This is a genomic window from Streptomyces sp. RKAG337 (assembly GCF_023701715.1).
Classification (GTDB): Bacteria; Actinomycetota; Actinomycetes; order Streptomycetales; family Streptomycetaceae; genus Actinacidiphila.
On the sequence record NZ_JAJOZA010000001.1, the window covers coordinates 5,614,061 to 5,635,169 of the forward strand.

General features: G+C 71.3%; 11 protein-coding genes. 9 read left to right on the plus strand and 2 right to left on the minus strand.

All coding sequences use genetic code 11. The features are described from left to right. The first annotated feature begins 126 nt into the window (after nt 1-126). The 3 genes from LNW73_RS24940 (at nt 127) to LNW73_RS24950 (ending at nt 7,164) form a co-directional block, all read left to right on the plus strand. Nucleotides 127-861, plus strand: coding sequence for a VIT1/CCC1 transporter family protein (locus LNW73_RS24940; protein WP_250975382.1), 735 nt, complete (start codon nt 127-129; stop codon nt 859-861). 305 nt (nt 862-1,166) lie between these two features. Beyond that, complete coding sequence (gene gltB, locus LNW73_RS24945; protein WP_250991450.1) at nt 1,167-5,711, plus strand: glutamate synthase large subunit; 4,545 nt, start codon at nt 1,167-1,169, stop codon at nt 5,709-5,711. Further along, nucleotides 5,704-7,164 carry a glutamate synthase subunit beta gene (locus LNW73_RS24950; RefSeq protein WP_250975380.1) on the plus strand — a complete coding sequence of 487 codons (1,461 nt, stop codon included), beginning with the start codon at nt 5,704-5,706 and terminating at the stop codon, nt 7,162-7,164. Before gltB ends, LNW73_RS24950 begins: the two co-directional genes overlap by 8 nt. A 247-nt stretch (nt 7,165-7,411) precedes the next feature. Here LNW73_RS24950 and LNW73_RS24955 read toward each other — a convergent pair whose 3' ends face one another. Continuing rightward, a complete protein-coding gene (locus LNW73_RS24955; RefSeq protein WP_374117214.1) occupies nt 7,412-8,308 on the minus strand; it encodes a hypothetical protein in 897 nt (298 codons plus the stop codon). 213 nt (nt 8,309-8,521) lie between these two features. Between LNW73_RS24955 and LNW73_RS24960 the strand changes: the two genes are divergently transcribed. From LNW73_RS24960 to LNW73_RS24985, 6 genes are all read left to right on the plus strand, one after another. Next, entirely contained in the window at nt 8,522-9,205 is a 684-nt protein-coding gene (locus LNW73_RS24960) for a response regulator (protein ID WP_250991451.1), read from the plus strand. A 288-nt stretch (nt 9,206-9,493) separates the two neighbouring features. After that, entirely contained in the window at nt 9,494-12,592 is a 3,099-nt protein-coding gene (locus LNW73_RS24965; RefSeq protein ID WP_250991452.1) for an endo-alpha-N-acetylgalactosaminidase family protein, read from the plus strand. 82 nt (nt 12,593-12,674) lie between these two features. Then, nucleotides 12,675-13,568, plus strand: coding sequence for a helix-turn-helix domain-containing protein (locus LNW73_RS24970; protein ID WP_250993031.1), 894 nt, complete (start codon nt 12,675-12,677; stop codon nt 13,566-13,568). 32 nt (nt 13,569-13,600) lie between these two features. Continuing rightward, nucleotides 13,601-16,120, plus strand: a complete 2,520-nt coding sequence (gene pepN, locus LNW73_RS24975) for an aminopeptidase N (RefSeq protein WP_250991453.1) — start codon at nt 13,601-13,603, stop codon at nt 16,118-16,120. Between the two features lie 230 nt (nt 16,121-16,350). Continuing rightward, on the plus strand, nt 16,351-17,739 hold the full coding sequence (locus tag LNW73_RS24980) for a pyridoxal phosphate-dependent decarboxylase family protein (RefSeq protein ID WP_250991454.1): 1,389 nt from the start codon (nt 16,351-16,353) through the stop codon (nt 17,737-17,739). After that, a complete protein-coding gene (locus tag LNW73_RS24985; protein WP_250975375.1) occupies nt 17,736-19,181 on the plus strand; it encodes a lysine N(6)-hydroxylase/L-ornithine N(5)-oxygenase family protein in 1,446 nt (481 codons plus the stop codon). The genes LNW73_RS24980 and LNW73_RS24985 overlap by 4 nt, the downstream gene beginning before the upstream one ends. On the opposite strand, the gene LNW73_RS24990 is transcribed toward LNW73_RS24985, so the two are convergent. Beyond that, on the minus strand, nt 19,153-20,991 hold the full coding sequence (locus LNW73_RS24990; protein ID WP_250991455.1) for a 5'-nucleotidase C-terminal domain-containing protein: 1,839 nt from the start codon (nt 20,989-20,991) through the stop codon (nt 19,153-19,155). The two genes, LNW73_RS24985 and LNW73_RS24990, sit on opposite strands and share 29 nt — an antisense overlap. Nucleotides 20,992-21,109: the final 118 nt, after the last annotated feature.

The window sequence follows — 21,109 nt, forward strand, 5'->3', positions numbered from 1 at the left end:
CCGCGGTGTTTTCGCAGGTAGGACAGCCTTTCCTAGCTGGAATGCGGCGGAATTCGCGCGTACCTTCGGGGTGTTCGCAGGGAGGGGACCGGGGCGAGTGCGCCGGCCGGAGGGAGTACCGCCAACATGTCGACGGCCGTCGAGACCGATGAGAAGCCCGCGCCGTACCACGTCGCGCACCACACCCACCGGGACGTCAGCGGTGGCTGGCTGCGGCCCGCGGTCTTCGGGGCGATGGACGGACTGGTCTCGAACCTTGCGCTGATGACCGGTGTCGCCGGCGGTGCCGTCGACACGAAGGTGATCGTGGTCACCGGGCTGGCGGGGCTGGCGGCCGGCGCGTTCTCGATGGCGGCGGGGGAGTACACCTCGGTGGCCTCGCAGCGCGAGCTGGTCGAGGCGGAGCTGGACATCGAACGGCTGGAGCTGAGCCGGCACCCCAAGGACGAGCTGCGGGAACTGGCCGCGCTGTACGTGTCCCGCGGGGTGGAGCCCGAGCTGGCGATGGAGGTCGCCCGGCAGATGTCGGCCGACCCCGAGCAGGCGCTGGAGATACACGCCCGCGAGGAACTGGGCATCGACCCGTCGGACCTGCCGTCGCCGCTGGTGGCGGCCGGCTCCTCGTTCGTGTCGTTCGCGCTCGGCGCGCTGCTGCCGGTGCTGCCGTACCTGCTGGGTGCCACGGCGCTGTGGCCCGCGCTGGTGCTGGCGCTGATCGGGCTGTTCGCCTGCGGCGCCGCGGTGGCACGGGTGACGGCCCGCTCCTGGTGGTTCAGCGGAATCCGGCAGCTCCTGTTGGGCGGAGCGGCTGCCGGGGTTACCTTCGTATTGGGTTCATTCATCGGTACCGCCGTCGGCTGAGCCGCGTGATCGAGGCCACAAGCCTCGTGTTGTTTCCCTCTCGTTTCAGGTACCGCGCCACCGGGCATCAGACCGTGGCGCCGGGCGGGATCCGCCCCGGGCAACTCTGTAACGACATGGTCCGTAGGTACTGCGTACTCCCTGCATACACCGCGCCTTGTCCACATGATGGAACTGAGTATCCGCTTCTCGAACACTCGGTCATCATGTAACCTGCACGAAATCGCAGAGGGCCAACGTCGTCCCTATTGCGCATGCCTATGACAGGCACTGCATATATGCCAATGACGACGACGGGAGAGCCGATGCGTTCCGCGTTCATGGACGGGCGACCCGCCCCGCAGGGAATGTACGACCCCCGCAACGAGCACGACGCCTGTGGCGTCGGCTTCGTGGCCACCCTGACGGGCGAGGCCAGCCACGCGCTGGTCGAGCAGGCACTGACCGTTCTGCGCAATCTGGAGCACCGCGGTGCCACCGGCTCCGAACCCGACTCGGGTGACGGCGCCGGCATCCTCCTCCAGGTCCCGGACGCCTTCCTGCGCGAAGCCGCCGGATTCGCTCTCCCTGAGGCCGGCCACTACGCCGTGGGCATCGGGTTCCTGCCCGTCGACACCGAGGACCGCGCCAAGGCCGTCGACGCGATCGAGCGGATCGCCGCCGAAGAGGGCCTCACCGTCCTCGGCTGGCGTGAGGTCCCCGTCGCGCCGCAGCTGCTGGGTGCCACCGCCCGCTCGACGATGCCGCACTTCGCCCAGCTCTTCGTGGCCGACGGCACCGGCACCGGCACCAGGTCCGGCCTGGCGCTGGACCGGCCCGCCTTCGTGCTGCGCAAGCGCGCCGAGCGCGAGGCCGACGTCTACTTCCCGTCGCTGTCCGCGCGCACGATCATCTACAAGGGCATGCTCACCACCGGGCAGCTGGAGCCGTTCTTCCCGGACCTGTCGGACCGGCGGACCGCCACCGCGATCGCCCTGGTGCACTCCCGCTTCTCCACCAACACCTTCCCGAGCTGGCCGCTGGCCCACCCGTACCGGTTCGTGGCGCACAACGGTGAGATCAACACCGTCAAGGGCAACCGCAACTGGATGCGGGCCCGCGAGTCGCAGCTCGACAGCGACCTGTTCGACGGCAGCCTGGAGCGGGTCTTCCCGGTCTGCACCCCCGGCGCCTCGGACACCGCGTCCTTCGACGAGGTGCTGGAACTGCTGCACCTCGGCGGCCGCTCACTGCCGCACAGCGTGCTGATGATGATCCCCGAGGCATGGGAGAACCACGCCTCGATGGAGCCGGCCCGCCGCGCGTTCTACCAGTACCACTCCACGATCATGGAGCCCTGGGACGGCCCGGCCTGCGTCACCTTCACCGACGGCACCCAGGTCGGCGCGGTCCTGGACCGCAACGGTCTGCGCCCCGGCCGCTACTGGGTGACCGACGACGGCCTCGTCGTGCTCGCCTCGGAATCCGGCGTCCTGGACATCGAGCCCGGCAAGATCGTCCGCAAGGGACGGCTGCAGCCCGGCAAGATGTTCCTCGTCGACACCGCCGAGCACCGCATCATCGAGGACGACGAGATCAAGACGGCGCTGGCCGCCGAGCACCCGTACGCGGAGTGGCTCGACGCCGGGCTGATCGCCCTGGAGGACCTGCCCGAGCGTGAGCACATCGTGCACACCCACGCCTCGGTCACCCGCCGCCAGCAGACCTTCGGCTACACCGAGGAAGAGCTGCGCGTCATCCTCGCCCCGATGGCCAAGACCGGCGGCGAACCGCTCGGCTCCATGGGCACCGACTCGCCGATCGCGGCGCTGTCCGACCGCCCCCGGCTGCTCTTCGACTACTTCACCCAGCTGTTCGCGCAGGTCACCAACCCGCCGCTGGACGCCATCCGCGAGGAGCTCGTCACCTCGCTGATCTCCACGGTCGGCCCCGGCGGCAACCTGCTGGAGCCGTCCCCGGCCTCCTGTCGCAACGTCGTGCTGCCCTTCCCGGTGATAGACAACGACGAGCTGGCGAAGCTCATCCACATCAACGCCGACGGCGACCTGCCCGGCCTCGGCGCCGCGACCCTGTCCGGCCTGTACCGGGTCGCGGGCGGCGGCGAGTCCCTCGCGGCGCGCCTCACCGAGATCTGCGCCGAGGTCGACGCCGCGATGGAGGACGGCGCGCGCCTCATCGTGCTGTCCGACCGGCACTCCGACGCCGAGCACGCGCCGATCCCGTCGCTGCTGCTCACCTCGGCCGTCCACCACCACCTGATCCGCACCAAGCAGCGCACCCAGGTCGGCCTGATCGTCGAGGCCGGCGATGTGCGCGAGGTGCACCACGTCGCGCTGCTCATCGGCTACGGTGCCGCGGCCGTCAACCCGTACCTGGCCATGGAGTCCGTCGAGGACCTGGCCCGCGCGGACACCTTCCTGCAGGGCATCGAGGCCGAGGACGCGATCCGCAACCTCATCAAGGCGCTCGGCAAGGGCGTCCTGAAGGTCATGTCCAAGATGGGCATCTCCACCGTCGCCTCCTACCGCGGCGCGCAGGTCTTCGAGGCCATCGGCCTGGACACCGAGTTCGTCGACACCTACTTCCACGGCACCGACACAAAACTCGGCGGCTCCGGCCTCGACGTGGTCGCCCGGGAGGTCGCCTCCCGGCACGCCAAGGCCTACCCGGTCTCCGGCATCGCCGCCGCGCACCGCCGCCTCGACATCGGCGGCGAGTACCAGTGGCGCCGCGAGGGCGAACCGCACCTGTTCGACCCGGACACGGTCTTCCGGCTGCAGCACTCCACGCGCACCCGCCGCTACGACATCTTCAAGCAGTACACCAGCCGCGTCGACGAGCAGTCGGAGCGCCTGATGACGCTGCGCGGGCTGTTCAACTTCAAGGAGGGCCGCACCCCGATCTCCATCGACGAGGTCGAGCCGGTCTCCTCGATCGTCCGGCGCTTCTCCACCGGCGCCATGTCGTACGGCTCCATCTCCATGGAGGCGCACGAGACCCTCGCCATCGCCATGAACCAGCTGGGCGGCAAGTCCAACACCGGTGAGGGCGGCGAGGACGCCGAGCGGCTCTACGACCCGGCCCGGCGCAGCGCCATCAAGCAGGTCGCCTCCGGCCGCTTCGGCGTGACCAGCGAATACCTGGTCAACTCCGACGACATCCAGATCAAGATGGCGCAGGGCGCCAAGCCCGGCGAGGGCGGCCAGCTGCCCGGCCACAAGGTCTACCCCTGGGTCGCCAAGACCCGGCACAGCACGCCCGGCGTCGGCCTGATCTCGCCGCCGCCGCACCACGACATCTACTCGATCGAGGACCTCGCCCAGCTCATCCACGACCTGAAGAACGCCAACCCCAAGGCGCGCATTCACGTCAAGCTGGTCTCCGAGGTCGGCGTCGGCACCGTCGCCGCCGGTGTCTCCAAGGCACACGCGGACGTCGTCCTGATCTCCGGCCACGACGGCGGAACGGGCGCCTCGCCGCTCACCTCGCTCAAGCACGCGGGCGGCCCCTGGGAGCTCGGCCTCGCCGAGACCCAGCAGACGCTGCTGCTCAACGGGCTGCGCGACCGTATCGTCGTGCAGACCGACGGCCAGCTCAAGACCGGCCGCGACGTCGTCATCGCCGCCCTGCTGGGCGCCGAGGAGTTCGGCTTCGCGACCGCCCCGCTGGTCGTCTCGGGCTGCATCATGATGCGCGTCTGCCACCTGGACACCTGCCCGGTCGGCGTCGCCACCCAGAACCCGGTGCTGCGCGAGCGCTTCAGCGGCAAGGCCGAGTACATCGTCAACTTCTTCGAGTTCATCGCCGAAGAGGTCCGCGAGATCCTCGCCGAGCTGGGCTTCCGCACCATCGAGGAGGCCGTCGGCCACGCCGAGCTCATCGACGCCGGCCGCGCCGTCGACCACTGGAAGGCGCAGGGCCTGGACCTGGCCCCGCTGCTGTACGTGCCGGAGCTGCCCGACGGTGCGGTCCGCCACCAGGTCACGGTGCAGGACCACGGTCTGGAGAAGGCGCTCGACAACACGCTGATCCAGCTCGCCGAGGAGGCGCTGGCCACCGGCGCCCCGGTCCGCGTCCAGCTCCCGATCCGCAACGTCAACCGCACGGTCGGCACCATGCTCGGCCACGAGGTGACGAAGAAGTACGGCGGCGCGGGCCTGCCCGAGGACACCATCGACATCACCCTGACCGGCTCCGCCGGCCAGTCGTTCGGCGCCTTCCTCCCCCGGGGCATCACGCTCCGCCTGGAGGGCGACGCCAACGACTACGTCGGCAAGGGCCTGTCCGGCGGCCGCGTCATCGTCCGCCCGGACCGCGGCGCCGACCACCTCGCCGAGTTCTCCACCATCGCGGGCAACACCATCGCGTACGGGGCGACCGGCGGCGAGCTGTTCCTGCGCGGCCGGACCGGCGAACGGTTCTGCGTCCGCAACTCCGGCGCCACCGTCGTCTCGGAGGGCGTGGGCGACCACGGCTGCGAGTACATGACGGGTGGCCGGGCCGTCGTCCTGGGCGAGACGGGCCGCAACTTCGCGGCCGGCATGTCCGGCGGCATCGCGTACGTCCTCGACCTCGACCCGGACAACGTCAACACCGGCATGGTCAACGTCGAGGCGCTCGACGCCGAGGACATCACGTGGCTGCACGATGTCGTGCGCCGCCACCAGGAGGAGACCGGCTCCACCGTCGCCGAGAAGCTGCTCGGCGACTGGGGAACCACCCTCACCCGCTTCGGCAAGGTCATGCCGAGGGACTACAAGGCAGTGCTCGCCGCCAAGAACGCCGCCGAGCAGGCCGGACTCTCCGAGTCCGAGACCACCGCGAAGATGATGGAGGCGGCTAATGGCTGACCCCAAGGGCTTCCTCACCACGCCCCGCCAGCTGTGCGACCGGCGTCCCGTCGAGGAGCGCAAGCAGGACTGGAACGAGGTCTACATCCCCGGCGGGCTGTTGCCGATCATCAGCAAGCAGGCCGGCCGCTGCATGGACTGCGGTATCCCGTTCTGCCACAACGGCTGTCCGCTCGGAAACCTCATCCCCGAGTGGAACGACTACGCGTACCGCGAGGACTGGACCGCGGCCAGCGAGCGGCTGCACGCGACCAACAACTTCCCGGAGTTCACCGGCCGGCTGTGCCCCGCGCCCTGCGAGTCCGCCTGTGTGCTGGGCATCAACCAGGACGCCGTCACCATCAAGAACGTCGAAGTCACCATCATCGACAAGGCGTGGGACAGCGGTGACGTGACCCCGCAGCCGCCGGAGCGGCTGTCCGGCAAGACCGTCGCCGTCATCGGCTCGGGCCCGGCGGGACTCGCCGCCGCCCAGCAGCTGACCCGCGCCGGCCACACGGTCGCGGTGTACGAGCGCGCCGACCGCATCGGCGGCCTGCTGCGCTACGGCATCCCCGAGTTCAAGATGGAAAAGCGGCACATCAACCGCCGTATCGAGCAGATGCGCGCCGAGGGCACCAAGTTCCGCACCGGTGTCCAGATCGGCACCGACCTGCTGGGCGACAAGCTCAAGAAGCGCTACGACGCGGTCGTCATCGCCGCCGGTGCCACCCAGGCCCGCGATCTGCCGGTGCCCGGCCGTGAGCTCGGCGGCATCCACCAGGCGATGGAGTACCTGCCGCTCGCCAACAAGGTGCAGGAGGGCGACTTCGTCGCTCCGCCGATCACCGCCGAGGGCAAGCACGTGGTCGTCATCGGCGGCGGCGACACCGGCGCCGACTGCGTCGGCACCGCCCACCGCCAGGGCGCGGCCTCGGTCACCCAGCTGGAGATCATGCCGCGGCCGTCCGACGACCGCCCGGACAACCAGCCCTGGCCGACGATGCCGATGACGTACAAGGTCACCTCGGCGCACGAGGAGGGCGGCGAGCGCGTCTACGCCGTCAACACCGTGAAGTTCGAGGGCGACGAGGACGGCAACGTCCAGTCGCTGCACCTGGTCGAGGTGGTGTTCCAGGACGGGAAGTTCGTGCCGCAGCCGGGCACCGAGCGCTCCATCCCGGCCCAGCTCGTCACGCTGGCCATGGGCTTCACCGGCACCGACCAGAAGAACGGCCTGATCGACCAGCTCGGCCTGGAACTGGACGCGCGCGGCAACATCGCCCGCGACCAGAGCTACGCGACCAACGTCGGCGGCGTGTTCGTCGCCGGTGACGCGGGCCGCGGCCAGTCGCTCATCGTGTGGGCCATCGCCGAGGGCCGCTCGGCCGCCAGCGCGGTGGACCGCTTCCTGACCGGCGCCAGCACCCTGCCCGCCCCGGTCCGCCCGACGGACCGCCCGGTCACGGTCTGACCGGCCTCAGCTGTCCCGTCCGACGACGTACGGAACAATTGCGGCGCCTGCCCCACCCCGACCACGGGGGGCAGGCGCCGCAGCCGTTTCCCCCACCCCGCCCCTTCCCGAAGGTCCTCATCCCCCAGCTACCGCTGGGAGGTGCCCCCGGGACGGGCTGATGAAGCCCGGCCGGCGATTGAGGCGAGGGGGCCCGGGGGTTGCCCCGGTTTCAGGAAGGGGCCGTTCGTGATCGGCCGGACAGGCCCTAGGTGTCGCACTCCAGGACCGTCCGGCAGAGCGTGCAGCGGGCGGTGACGCGGCCGCGCACCGGAACCCGGATCCGCTGATGGCAGGTGGGGCAGGGGAAGGAGACCCGCGGCGGGTTCGTCGCCTCGAAGGAGTACCCGCCCAGTGGTGCCGGGGCCTGCGTGGTGCCCGCGCGCCGGTCCCTGGCGTAGCGCCGCCGGGCCGCCCAGCCGGCGGCCAGCAGCGGCGGCTGCCGCCGCTCCTGCTCGGCGAGGACCAGCCCGGCCCGGTAGGCGTCACGCGCCAGCGGGCTGCTGAACCACGGCTCGATGTCGTCGCCGAAGACCAGCGCCCGCTTCGCGAGCACATAGCCGTACTCCTCCGGCGTCAGATAGCCCAGCTTGTACGCGGACATCATCAGCCGGTCCTCCCGGATCGCCGGCTCCTCCCGGTACGAGTCCAGCAGCAGCCAGCCCGCCCCGAGGAACGCCGTCGCGGTGTCGGTGAGGATCTCGTTGTCGCGGGTGCCGGGCAGTTCCAGGCCGAGACGGTGCAGGTAGACGTGCATGACCTCGTGCGCCAGCGCCGCGCCCACATCGCGGCGGTCCGTCTTGAAGCGCGAGTGCAGCTCGACGAAGTACTCGGGGCCCGCCGCCAGTTCGACACTGCCCGCGTGCACCATGTCGCGGAACCCCACCACCATCCGCGCGTCCGGCAGCCGGAAGTGCTGCAGCATCACACGCGCCACGCGCTGCGCCCCCAGGTACGGGTCCTCGTCCGGTGGGAACTCCACCGACTCCGGGCGCACGCTCGCCGGGTACTGCTCGACCGTGTCGGCGGACAGCCGCCGGTACAGCGCGGTGAGTGAGCTCTGGATCGTGGCCAGGTGCGGGAACCCGTGCTCGATCTCGGTCACAGCCATCTCCCCCGCCGGCCACCGTGCGGACCGGTGGCCTTTCGAGATTACGCGTCCGCACCGGGGGAGACGCGGAAACCGGTGGTGGTGCCTCCGTGGGTGGGCACAAAGATCGCGGGAACAGTACGTTGTGCCCGCTCTGCGGTTGCGGGTGCCGGGGACCCCCGGTCCCATGGAGGAACACGGGATCCCCGGACCGGCCGAAGGGAACGCATGACGATCAGCGTGGTCATCGCCGATGACCAGGAGATGGTCAGGACGGGTTTCCGGATGATCCTGGACAGCGAGCCGGACATCGACGTCGTCGCCGATGTCGTCGACGGCGCAGCCGCCCTCGACGCCGCCCGCCGGCTGCACCCCGACGTCTGCCTCCTCGACATCCGGATGCCGAAACTCGACGGCCTGGAAGTGACCCGGCTGCTGTGCGCCCCCGAAGTGGTCCGGCCGCCCCGCGTCGTCATCGTCACCACCTTCGACCTGGACGAGTACGTGCACACCGCGCTCCGCAACGGCGCCTGCGGCTTCCTGCTCAAGGACTCCAGCCCCGCCATGCTCGTCGAGGCGGTGCGGGCCGCCGCGGTCGGCGACTCGCTGATCTCGCCCGCCATCACCGTGCGGCTGCTGCGCGACATGGCGCCGGCCGCCGGATCACCGGGGGCCGGGCCCGTCCGGCAGCCCGCCGAGCCGCTCACCGAACGCGAGCAGGACGTCGTGCGGTGCCTGGCCCGCGGTATGACGAACGCGGAGATCGCCTCCGAGCTGTTCGTGTCCCTCTCCACCGTCAAGACCCACCTGGGCCATGTGCAGATCAAGCTCGAAGCCCGCAACCGGGTCGGGATCGCGGCCTGGGCATGGGAGAGCGGGCTGGCCGCGGGGCCGGGAGGCGGGCCCGCGTGAACAGCCTGCCCGGGTGGGCGGTCCGGCACCCGGGGCCGGCCGTCGCGGCCGAGATCACGCTCTGCGCGGTGCTGCGCAGCTGATCCCGCCCCACCAGGAGTCCAACACCGGCACACCTTTGTCCATGGGCGCGCCGGGTCCCCGGGACGCAAGGTGAAGGGCGATCCACCCGTGAAGCAGCTGTACAGCCGGCAGACACCGGCCGTGCGGCCCACGGCAACCGGCGGTGCGTCCAGCGGCACCGCCATGCCGTGACGATGCCGTAGTGATGCCGTAGTGAGGAGTGCGATGTCCGCCCCCGAAACCAGCATGGAAGCTGGTCCCAGCCGCCGCGCGGTGGTGCTCTCCACCGCGGCCGCCGGACTGGCCGCGGCGCTCGTCCCCGGACAGGGGAGCGCCGCCGCCGCGACGGCCGCCACGGGACAAGCGGTGATCCGCTCCGCGCACCTGGACGTCCGCGTCCACACCGCCTTCCCCGGCATCGCCTCCTACACCGACCGCGGCACCGGCGCCGTCATCCACGGCGCGCCCGCCCCCGCGAGCACCCTCCTCATCGACGGCGCCGCCCACACCCCACGGGTCACCAGCACCGTCCGCGCCGACCGCGTCACGTACACCCTCGCCCTCGACGGCGGGACCCGTATCGAGGCGCAGATCACCGTCGACGGCTGGACCGCCGAATTCCGTGTCACCGCCGTCGCCGACACCGACAGCCTGCGCGTGGGCACCCTGCAGATCCCCGGACTGCGGCTGCTGAGCGTACGCAGCGACCAGCCGGGGGCCACCCTGCTCGCCGCGAAGCTGCAGCTCGACAAGGCCACCAGCGGTGACACCCTGGTCCGCGTCACCGCCACCACACCTGCCGAGGCGGCGGCCACCGGCTGCGCCTACGCGGTCGTCGCCACCGACGCGCTCGGCGCCGCGATCGAGAGCAACACCGTCTACGACAAGCCGGTCAGCGCGCAGGGCACCACCTGGGAGAACGGCCGCTTCTGGCGGCAGACCCTGGCCGGCGACGGCTGGATCGAATCCGGGCTGGCACCCGGCCAGTGGACGCACCGGGCCGCCGGCGCCGCCACCACCGACACCGAGCCGCTGCCGTACGCCAAGGTCATCGTCACCCGGGACCGCAACGGAGACGGGAAGACCGACTGGCAGGACGCGGCGATCGCGCTGCGGGACATCGCCGTCACCCCGCTCGGCGCCGACACCCAGCACCTGCGGGTCGTCCCGCACATCCCGTTCAACTTCGCCAGCCAGGCCACCAACCCGTTCCTGGCCACCCTCGACAACGTCAAGCGGATCTCGCTGGCCACCGACGGGCTGCGGCAGTTCACCCTCCTCAAGGGCTACCAGTCCGAGGGCCACGACTCCGCGCACCCCGACTACGGCGGCAACTACAACCGGCGCGCGGGCGGCCTCGCCGACCTCAACACCCTCGTCGCCCGCGGCGCCCGCTGGAACAGCGACTTCGCCGTCCACGTCAACGCCACCGAGTCCTACCCGGTCGCCAACGCCTTCTCCGACCAGCTCGTCGACAAGACCGACAAGCAGTGGGACTGGCTCGACCAGTCCTACCGCATCAACGCCCGCCGCGACCTGATCAGCGGCGACATCGCCGCCCGCTTCCAGCAGCTGCGCGACGAGACCCACCCGGCGCTCAACACCATCTACCTCGACGTGTTCCGCGAGTCGGGCTGGACCTCCGACCGGCTCCAGCGGCACCTGCGCGCCCAGGGCTGGACCGTCACCAGCGAATGGGGCCACGGCCTCGAGCGCTCCTCCCTGTGGTCGCACTGGGCGAACGAGACCGACTACGGCGGCGACACCTCGCGCGGCATCAACTCCCAGCTCATCCGCATGGTGCGGCACCACCAGAAGGACGTCTTCGCCGACAAGTGGCCGCTGCTGGGCACCGCCAAGCTCGGCACCTTCGAGGGCTGGGTCGGCAAGACCGACTGGAACGCCTTCTACCGCACCGTCTGGACGGAGAACCTGCCCGCCAAGTACCTCCAGGCGTACCCGATCAGTACCTGGACCGACCACGAGATCACCTTCTCCGGACCCACCGCCACCTCGGTGACCGACGCCGACGGCACGAAGACCATCACCACCGACGGCCGCACCGTCTACCGCGGCGGCGGCTACCTGCTGCCCTGGGAGCCGCGGCAGGCCAAGAACCCGCCGAAGCTCTACCACTACAACCCGGCGGGCGGCGCCTCCACCTGGCGGCTGCCGGCCGGCTGGGCGGCCGCCCGCACCATCAGCCTCTACCGCCTCACCGACCAGGGCCGCCGCTTCGCAGGCGACCTGCCGGTCCGGGCCGGCTCCGTCACCGTGACCGCCGACGCCGGACAGCCCTACGTCGTCTACCGCGACCAGGCACCCCGCCAGGCCGCCCCCGGCTGGGGCGAGGGCACCGCGATCCACGACCCCGGCTTCCACTCCGGCCGGCTCGACGACTGGCACGTCAACGGGCCGGCGACCGTCGTCCGCAACCCGATCGGCGACTACGAACTCGTCATCGGCGCCGGCCCCGCCGCCTTCGTCGGCCAGCGCCTGTCGCGGCTGCGGCCCGGCAGCTACGCGGCCTCCGTCCAGGTCGAGATCGGCGCCACCGCGGGGGAGCGGCGCCGGGCGGCCCTGGAGGTCCGCACCGCCGACGGCGTCACCGCCGTCAACTGGACCGACACCTCCACCGCGGGCAACTACGTCGCCGCCGACCGCAAGCACGGCTCCCGCATGCAGCGGATGTTCACCTGGTTCACCGTCCCCGAAGGCGGCGGCCCGGTCACCCTCGCCCTGAGCGCCGACGAGGGAACGGCCCGCGTCACCTTCGACAACGTCCGTGTCGTCGCCGCACTCCCCACCCGCAGCCCCGGCGCCCTCGTCCACGAGGACTTCGAGAACGTCCCCCAGGGCTGGGGCGCCTTCGTCAAGGGCGACGCCGGCGACGTCACCGACCCGCGCACCCACATCGCGCAGCGGCACTCCCCGTTCACCCAGGCCGGCTGGAACGGCAAGGTGATCGACGACATCATCGACGGCACCCAGTCCCTCAAGTCCCGCGGCGAGAACGACGGGCTGATCTACCGCACCGTCCCGCACACCGCCCGCTTCACCCCCGGCCGCCGCTACCGCGTCACGTTCCGCTACGAGAACGAGGAAGCCGGCCAGTACGCCTGGATCACCGCCACCGACCGCCCGGAAACCACCGAACTGTCCCGGACGGTGCTGCCCGCCGCCCGGATGCCCGCCACCCACAGCTACGAGTTCACCGCCCCCGCCGACGGCGACGCCTGGGTGGGGCTGCGCAAGGCCGGCGACAGCGGCACCGCCGAGTTCTCCCTCGACACCTTCACCGTCACGGACCTCGGCCCTGCATAACACCCCAAACCGCCAGGGGGCCGGGGGCGCGGCCCCGACCCCCTGGCCAGCACCGCACTCCATGAGCCAAGATCAGTCCTCGATGTTCCACACATGGATGCGCTACTTCTCCCCGAACCCGGTCCACCACCGGCTCGGCCTCGTATGCCTCGGCGTCGGCATGCAGCACGGAGCGCTGCCCACCGTCGGGCCGCGCACCATCGACCACCACGTCGCCGTCGTCATCAGCGCCGGCTCCGGCTGGTTCCGGCACCGCGGCGGCGACGCCGTGGAGATCACCGCGCCCACCCTGCTGTGGCTCACCCCCGACGCCGAACACCACTACGCGCCGCACCCCGGCAGCGGCTGGGACGAGAGCTTCGTCGACTTCACCGGACCCGCCGCCGCGACCTACACCGAACTCGGCTACATCGAGCCCGACCGGCCCATCGTCCCGCTCAGCGACACCACGGGACCGCGCGCCGTCATCGCCCGCATAGCCCGCGCCGCCCGCCCCGGAAACCCACTCCTCGAAGTCGAGAGCTCCGCCGCCGTCCATGAACTCCTCGTCGCCCTGCGCCGCGCCCGCGCCGACACCACCGGCGACGGCGACCGGGTGCTCGACGCCCTCGCCCGCGACGCGTTCCTGCCGCTGACCATCGCGGAACACGCCGCCCGGCACGGCATGACGCTGGCCGAACTGCGCGCCGCGGTCCGCCGCAGCGCCGACTGCAGCCCCAAGGACTACCTGCTCGGCATCCGGCTCGGCCGCGCCAAGGAACTCCTCGCCGCCACCGACCTGCCGGTCGCCGCCGTCGCCCGCCGCGTCGGCTACGAGGACCCCGCCTACTTCAGCCGGCTGTTCACCCGCCGGGTCGGCGCCGCCCCCGTACGCTTCCGCGAACAGCAGTACCGCACCGTCCCCGGCGGCTGGTCCACCGACCACCTCGACCCCCGGAGGATCACCCGCCAGACAGCAGATCACCCCGGGCCGTGACCTGCGGGCACCCGTACGGCAGCATGTCCGGCATGCCAGCCCTGACTCGCGCCGAGGCCGAGACCCGCGCCCGCCTGATCGACGTGCACCATTACGCGATCCACCTGGACCTCACCCGCGGCGACGCGACCTTCCGCTCCACCACGGTGATCCGCTTCAGCGCGCGCGAAGCCGGCGCCGCCACCTTCATCGACCTCAGGCCCGCCGCACTGCACAGCGCCGCACTCAACGGCCACGCGCTCGACCCCGGCACCCTGGACGACGGCCGGCTCCCGCTCACCGGGCTGCGGGCCGACAACGAACTGCGGATCGACGCGGACATGCACTACTCCCGCACCGGCGAAGGCATGCACCGCTTCACCGACCCCGCCGACGGCGAGGTCTACACGTACTCCCAGCTCGGCCTCGACCACAGCCCCGCGTTCGCCGCCACGTTCGACCAGCCCGACCTCAAGGCCGTCTTCGACGTCACCGTCACCGCCCCGCCCGCCTGGACCGTCCTCGGCAACGGCATAGCGCAGCGCACCCGCACCGGCGAAGGGCACTGGCAGCTCGCCACGACACCACCCATCAGCACCTACCTCCTCGCGGTCGCCGCGGGCCCCTGGCACAGCATCCGCACCGAACACGCGGGACTGCCCTTCGGCCTGCACGCCCGTAAGAGCCTGGGACCGTACCTGGAGAGCAACGCGGCCGAACTCCTCGACACCACCCGCCGCTGCTTCGACCGCTACCACGAGATCTTCGACGAGCCCTACGCCTTCGACTCCTACGACCAGGCGTTCGTCCCGGAACTCAACTGGGGTGCCATGGAGAACCCCGGCCTCGTCACCTTCCGCGACGAATACGTCTACCGCTCCGCTGTCACCGACACCGAACGCCAGAGCCGGGCCGTCGTCATCGCCCACGAAATGGCCCACATGTGGTTCGGCGACCTCGTCACCCTGCGCTGGTGGGACGACATCTGGCTCAACGAGTCCTTCGCCGAGTACCTCGGCTACCAGGTGCTCGCCGAAGCCACCGGCTTCACCAGCACCTGGACCGACTTCGCCATCGCCCGCAAGATCTACGGCTACGACGCCGACCAGCGCCCCTCCACCCACCCCGTCGCCCCCGAAGCCGTCCCCGACACCGCCTCCGCGATGCTGAACTTCGACGGCATCTCCTACGCGAAGGGCGCCTCCGCACTGCGGCAGCTCGTCGCCTGGCTCGGCACCAGGGACTTCCTCGCGGGCGTCAACGACCACATGGCCCGGCACCGCTTCGGCAACGCCACCCTCGACGACTTCATCGAGTCCCTCGCCGGCGCCACCGACCGCGACGTCCGCAAATGGGCCGCGCAGTGGCTGCGCACCACCGGCGTCGACACCCTCCAGCCGCACTTCGACGGCCCCGCCGCACCGTTCATCGCCCGCACCGGCAGCCGCCCGCACCACATCAACGTCGGCCTGTACGACCGGGCCGTGACCGACCCGTGCCGGCTCGCCCTGCGCGAACGCCTCGAAGCGGACCTCGCCGCCCCCCGCGTCCCGCTGCTGCCCGAAGGCCGCCCCGTCCGCCCCGACCTGGTGCTGCTCAACGACGGCGACCTCAGCTACACCAAGATCCGCTTCGACGACCAGTCATGGACCACCGTCACCGAATGCCTCAGCGGCCTGCCCGACCCGCTCTCCCGCGCCGTGGTCTGGAACGCCGCCCGCGACCTGGTGCGCGACGGCGAACTGCCGCCCGGCGACTACTTCGACCTCGTGCTGCGGCACCTGCCCGCCGAGACGGACCCCGCCATCGTCCAGGGCGTCCTCGCCTTCACCCGCGGCCAGCTCATCGACCGCTACCGCGGCCCCGCCCGCCGCACCGCCGACCTGACCCTGCTCGCCGGTGTCTGCCGGACGTTCCTGCACGGCGCCGACGCCGCCCTGCACCTCAGCGCCGCCCGCACCCTCATCGACTGCGCCGGCACCGAGGGCGACACCGCCCGGCTGCGCGACTGGCTCACCGCCGGCCGGATCACCGACGGACCCGCCCTCGACCCCGAACTGCGCTGGCAGCTGCTGCTCCGCCTCACCGTCCTCGGCGCCGCCACCCCCGGTGACATCGCCGCGGAACTCGCCCGCGACCCCAGCGCCTCCGGCGAGGAGGGCGCCGCCCGCTGCCGCGCCGCCCTCCCCGACCCGCAGGCCAAACACGCCGCCTGGACGTCGATGTTCGGCGACGACTCCCTGTCGGTGTATCTGTTCACCGCCACCGCCCAGGGGTTCTGGCAGCCGGAACAGCACCATCTGCTGCACGGGTACGTGCCGCACTACTTCGCGGCGGCCACCGCCGTCGCCGCCCGCCGCGGCCCCGCCCTCGGCACGGCCGCCGGCCGGTACGCCTTCCCCACCACGGCCACCGACATGTCCACCCTGCGGTTCGGCGGCGAATGCCTGCGCGACGCGAACCCGCTGCCGGCGCTGCGCCGCCAGCTCGCCGACCAACTCCACGAGCTGCAAAGGGCGTTGAAGATCCGGGCGACGTACCCCGAGCCGGCCGACGACACCGTCCGCGGCTAGGGCACGGCCAGGACCGTTCCATCAGGGTGCCCGCCGGCCGGGCGGGCACCCTGCGCCACGCCGTGCCGTCAACGCACCGGACACCCCGAACCCCCCCGCCCGACCACCCCCGCACGGCCGGAATCCGATCCTCCGTACCGGCCCCGCAATACCCCTGACCGGTGGCTCTCGTTGAGCACACCGGGCGGAACCGCCCGCCCGACAGGCAGCGACCGCGAAGGGGCCACCCCATGCCACCCCAGCTCGCCGGAGGGATCACAGGACCCGGCCACCTGCGCCCCCTGCTGGACACCGTCCTCGACGCACTGACCGCCGGCGCCACCGCCCGCGGCGGACCCCTCCCCGCCGGCGGCCCCGACACCGTCGCCCGGCACGTACGCGACGCGTGCGCCCCCGCCATCCCGCACACCGGAACCGGCGCCGAACACGCCCTGCGCACCCTCGTCCACGCCCTCGCCGCCGGAGCCGCCGACCCCGCCCACCCGCGCTGCGTCGCCCATCTGCACTGCCCGCCGCTGGCCCTCGCCGTCGCCGCGGACCTCGCCACCAGCGCCCTCAACCAGTCCCTCGACTCCTGGGACCAGGCACCCGCCGCCAGCGCCCTCGAAGCCGAGACCACCGCCGCACTCGCCGCCCTCGTCTACCCCGGGCACCGCGCCCCCGACGCCCTCGTCACCAGCGGCGGCACCGAGTCCAACCACCTCGCCCTGCTGCTCGCCCGCGAACGCCACCCCGGCGCCCCCGCCCTGCGGGTCGTCTGCGGAGCCAACGCCCACCACAGCATCCAGCGGGCCATCTGGCTCCTGGGCCTGCCGCCGGCCCACGTCCTGCCCACCCCCGCCGGCACCCTCGACCCCGCCACCCTCCACACCGCCCTCGGCGAGCTCGGCGACCCCGGGCCCGTCCTCGTCGTCGCGACCGCCGGAACCACCGACACCGGCGCCATCGACCCGCTCCCCGAGATCGCCCACCACACCGCCGCCCACGGCGCCGAACTCCACATCGACGCCGCCTACGGCGGACCCCTGCTCTTCAGCGACCGCGAAGCACACCGTCTCGACGGCCTGCCCTTCGCCGACTCCGTCACCCTCGACCTGCACAAACTCGGCTGGCAGCCCATCGCCGCCGGCCTGCTCGCCGTCCGCGACACCACTGCGCTGCGGCCGCTCAACCACCAGGCCGACTACCTCAACGCCGACGACGACACCGAAGCGGGCCTGCCCGACCTCCTCGGCCGCTCACTGCGCACCACCCGCCGCCCCGACGTGTTCAAGATCGCCGTCACCCTCCGCGCGCTCGGCCGCGAAGGACTCGGCGCCCTCATCGACACCGTCTGCGACCAGGCCCAGCACCTCGCCGACCTCATCGACGCCCACCCCACACTCACCCTGCGCGGCCGCCCCGAGATCAGCACCGTCCTGTTCCGCCCCACCGACGCCGACGACACCCACGTCGCCGCCGTCCGCCGCCGCCTCCTGCACGACGGCCACGCCGTACTCGGCCGCGCCCACGCCGACGGACGCCTCTGGCTCAAAGCCACCCTGCTCAACCCGCACACCCGGCCCGCCGACCTCACAGCGCTCCTGCACCTCACCACGGAAGGCACCACGGCCCGATGACGACAGCACCCACCACCCCGCAACCCACCGAAGCCACCGAACCCGCCGAACCCACCGCACCCGCCACCCCAGAAGAACCCCTCGACCTCCTCGGCATCGGCATCGGCCCCTTCAACCTCTCCCTCGCCGCCCTCGCCGACGGCATCCCCCACCTCACCGCCGCCTTCTACGACCAACGGCCCTCCTTCCAATGGCACCCCGGCCTGCTCATCGACGGCGCCACCCTCCAGGTCCCGTTCCTCGCCGACCTCGTCACCCTCGCCGACCCCGCCAGCCGCTGGTCGTTCCTCTCCTACCTCAAAACCCGCGAACGCCTCTTCCCCTTCTACTTCGCCGAGCGCTTCCACATCCACCGCGCCGAATACGACGCCTACTGCCGCTGGGTCGCCGACACCCTCACCACCACCCACTTCGGCCAACAGGTCGACACCGTCCGCTGGAACCCCGGCCGCGCCCTGTTCGAGGTCGACCACACCCACCTCGACCGCAACGGCGAAGCCGAAGCCCTCGGCCGCACCCACGCCCGCAACCTCGTCATCGGCATCGGCACCAGCCCCTACGTCCCCGAACCCCTGCGACCCCTCGCCGAAGCCCCCACCGTCCCCGTCATCCACTCCAGCGACTACGTCAACCAGCGCGCCCGGCTCCTCGCCACCGAACACATCACCGTCGTCGGATCAGGACAGTCCGGCGCCGAAGTCTTCCTCGACCTGCTGCGCGCCCGCCCCGCCGGCCGCGAACGCCTCACCTGGATCGCCCGCACCCCCGCCTTCGCACCCATGGAATACAGCAAACTCGGCCTCGAACACTTCACCCCCGACTACACCCGCTACTTCCACGGCCTCGCCGAACCCGTCCGCGACCAGCTCGTCCCCCAGCAGTGGCAGCTCCACAAAGGCATCGACCACGACACCATCAACGCCATCCACGACGAGCTCTACCGCCGCACCCTCGACGGCGGCTGGCCCGACGCCACCCTCACCCCCGGCGTCACCGTCCGCACCGCCGGCCGCCTCGGCAGCACCGGCATCGAACTCCACCTCGAACACGAACAACAAGGCACCCGCAGCCGCCTCCAGACCAGCGCCGTCGTCCTCGCCACCGGCTACCGCGAACGCTCCATCGACCAACTGCTCGCCCCGCTCCACCCCTACCTGCGCCGCGACGCCGCCGGCCGGCCACGCATCGACGCCGACCACCGGCTCGCCCTCGACCCGTCCATCAGCGGCGCCGTCCACATCCAGCACGCCAACCGCCACACCCACGGCGTCGGCGCCCCCGACCTCGGCCTCGTCGCCTGGCGCTCCGCCGTCATCCTCAACGCACTGACCGGCAAGGAGCCCTACCCCCTGCCGGCCAGAACGTCCTTCACCACCTTCGGCCTCGACGGGACGGCCGCCTCCAACGTGCCGACTAGAACAGCGGCACTCCGTCGCGGGTGAGCCTCCAGCTGTCACCGCCGAAGGCGGACGGATCGATCGAACCGTTCGCCTTCACCCACGCGATGATCGTGTTCCGGATCTCGTCCGAATTCGCCCACACCGACGGCGTCGCCGCCACATGGGGGAAATTGCCGCCACCGTTCGCCCGGTAGTTGTTCACCGCCAGCACGAACTTCGCCGCCGGATCCAGCGGCGCACCCTGGAACGTCGGATTCACGATCCGCGAACCCACCGGCTTCGCGATGTCGATCTCGTACGACACCCCGCCGACCACGTCGTAGTTGTAGTCCGGAGTGCTGTCCGCGTTCGTCAGCTTCGACACATCCACCACCGAACCCGCCGCCGTCTGCACGAAGTACTTCGCCGAGAACTCCAGATAGTCCTTCACCTGCGCACCCGTGAGCACCCGCGCGTCCAGCGTGTTCTCGTACACATACAGCCCCGCCACATCCCGCAGCGACACCTGACCCGCCGGAATCGCCGCCGTCCGGGAGAAACACGCCGCCTGCGACAACACCGGCAGCGCCGCGTACTCCGTCCCCGCCAGCGCCGCCTTCACCGTCTGGCTCTGCACCGCGTTGATGAAGTCGATGATCGGCGTGTCCTTGTACGGCGCCTCGGTCGCCGCCATCGCGACCGTGCACGTACCGACCACCTGGTTCACATACGCCACGACCTTGTCGTGCTCCGCCTTCACCAGCTTCACCACATGCGGGTCCTCCGCCACCGCGTTCGCGTTGCGGACCTCCGCCACCACCGACGTCACCGACCAGCGGCCCCGCGAGAACTCCAGCCCGATGTCGAAGACACTCAGCCGCATCCCCCACATCAACGGCTCCGACAGCACCACGTTCTTACCGGACACCGTGTTGACGACCGTGCGCGACGCGACCTCCTTGTGCGTGTGCCCCACCAGGATCGCGTCGATCCCCGGCACCTGCTCAGCCACCAGCGACGACGCGTTCTCCGGATACGGCAGCGCGTCCCCGTACGACGTACTGCCGTCAAGTCCCGAGTGGTCCGTGCAGATCACCACGTCACAGCCCAGCGCCCGCAGCTTCGGCACATAGATCTTCGCCTGCTCCACCAGACCCGGGAACGCCATCTTCCCCTGCACATTGGCCTTGTCCCAGATCGCGATCCCCGGATTCGTCAGCCCCAGGATCCCGACCTTGATGTCCTGCCCGCCCTGCACCCTGATCCGCTTGATCGTGTACGGCGGGAACGCCGGCTTCAGCGTCTTCGCGTCCACCGCGTTCGCCGCCAGCAACGGGAAGTCGCACTGCTCCTGGAACTTCCGCAGCACCGGGATGCCGTAGTTGAACTCATGGTTGCCCAGCGCCGCCGCGTCGTACCGCATGTGGTTCATCGCCAGCGCCATCGGGTGCACCGGAGGCCGCTTGCCGTGCTTGCCCGCCGTGCCGGTGATCGGCTCCACCCGCGCGTAGTAGTACGACAGCTGCGTGCCCTGGATGATGTCACCCGCGTCGATCAACAGCGTCCGGTCGCAGCCCTTCTCGGCACGCGCCTGCTCCACCAGCGTCGAGATCTTCGCCAGACCCACGTCGTTGTGGGTGCTGTCGTCGTACTCCTTGTCCGTGAAGTAGTCCCAGTTGAAGACATGGCCGTGCAGATCCGTCGTGCCCAGCACTCGCAGCGAGTACGTCTTCGGGCCGTGACCGTGCCCCCGCCCCTCGTCGTGCGCCTGCGCCGGCGCGGCGCCGGCAACGGCCCCCGCCGCGCCCGCGAGCGCCACCCCCGCACCCGTGGCGGCGGAACGGTTGAGGAAGGTCCTTCGGTTGAGCGGCATGTCGGCTCCCGGTCTGTCTGGTGGTGTAACGCGCGTAGATTCTGGCGCAGGAACCCCACCCCGCAACACCCCCCACGCGTTTCCATCAGATGTCCCGCCGGAAAATGCCCCGCCTGCG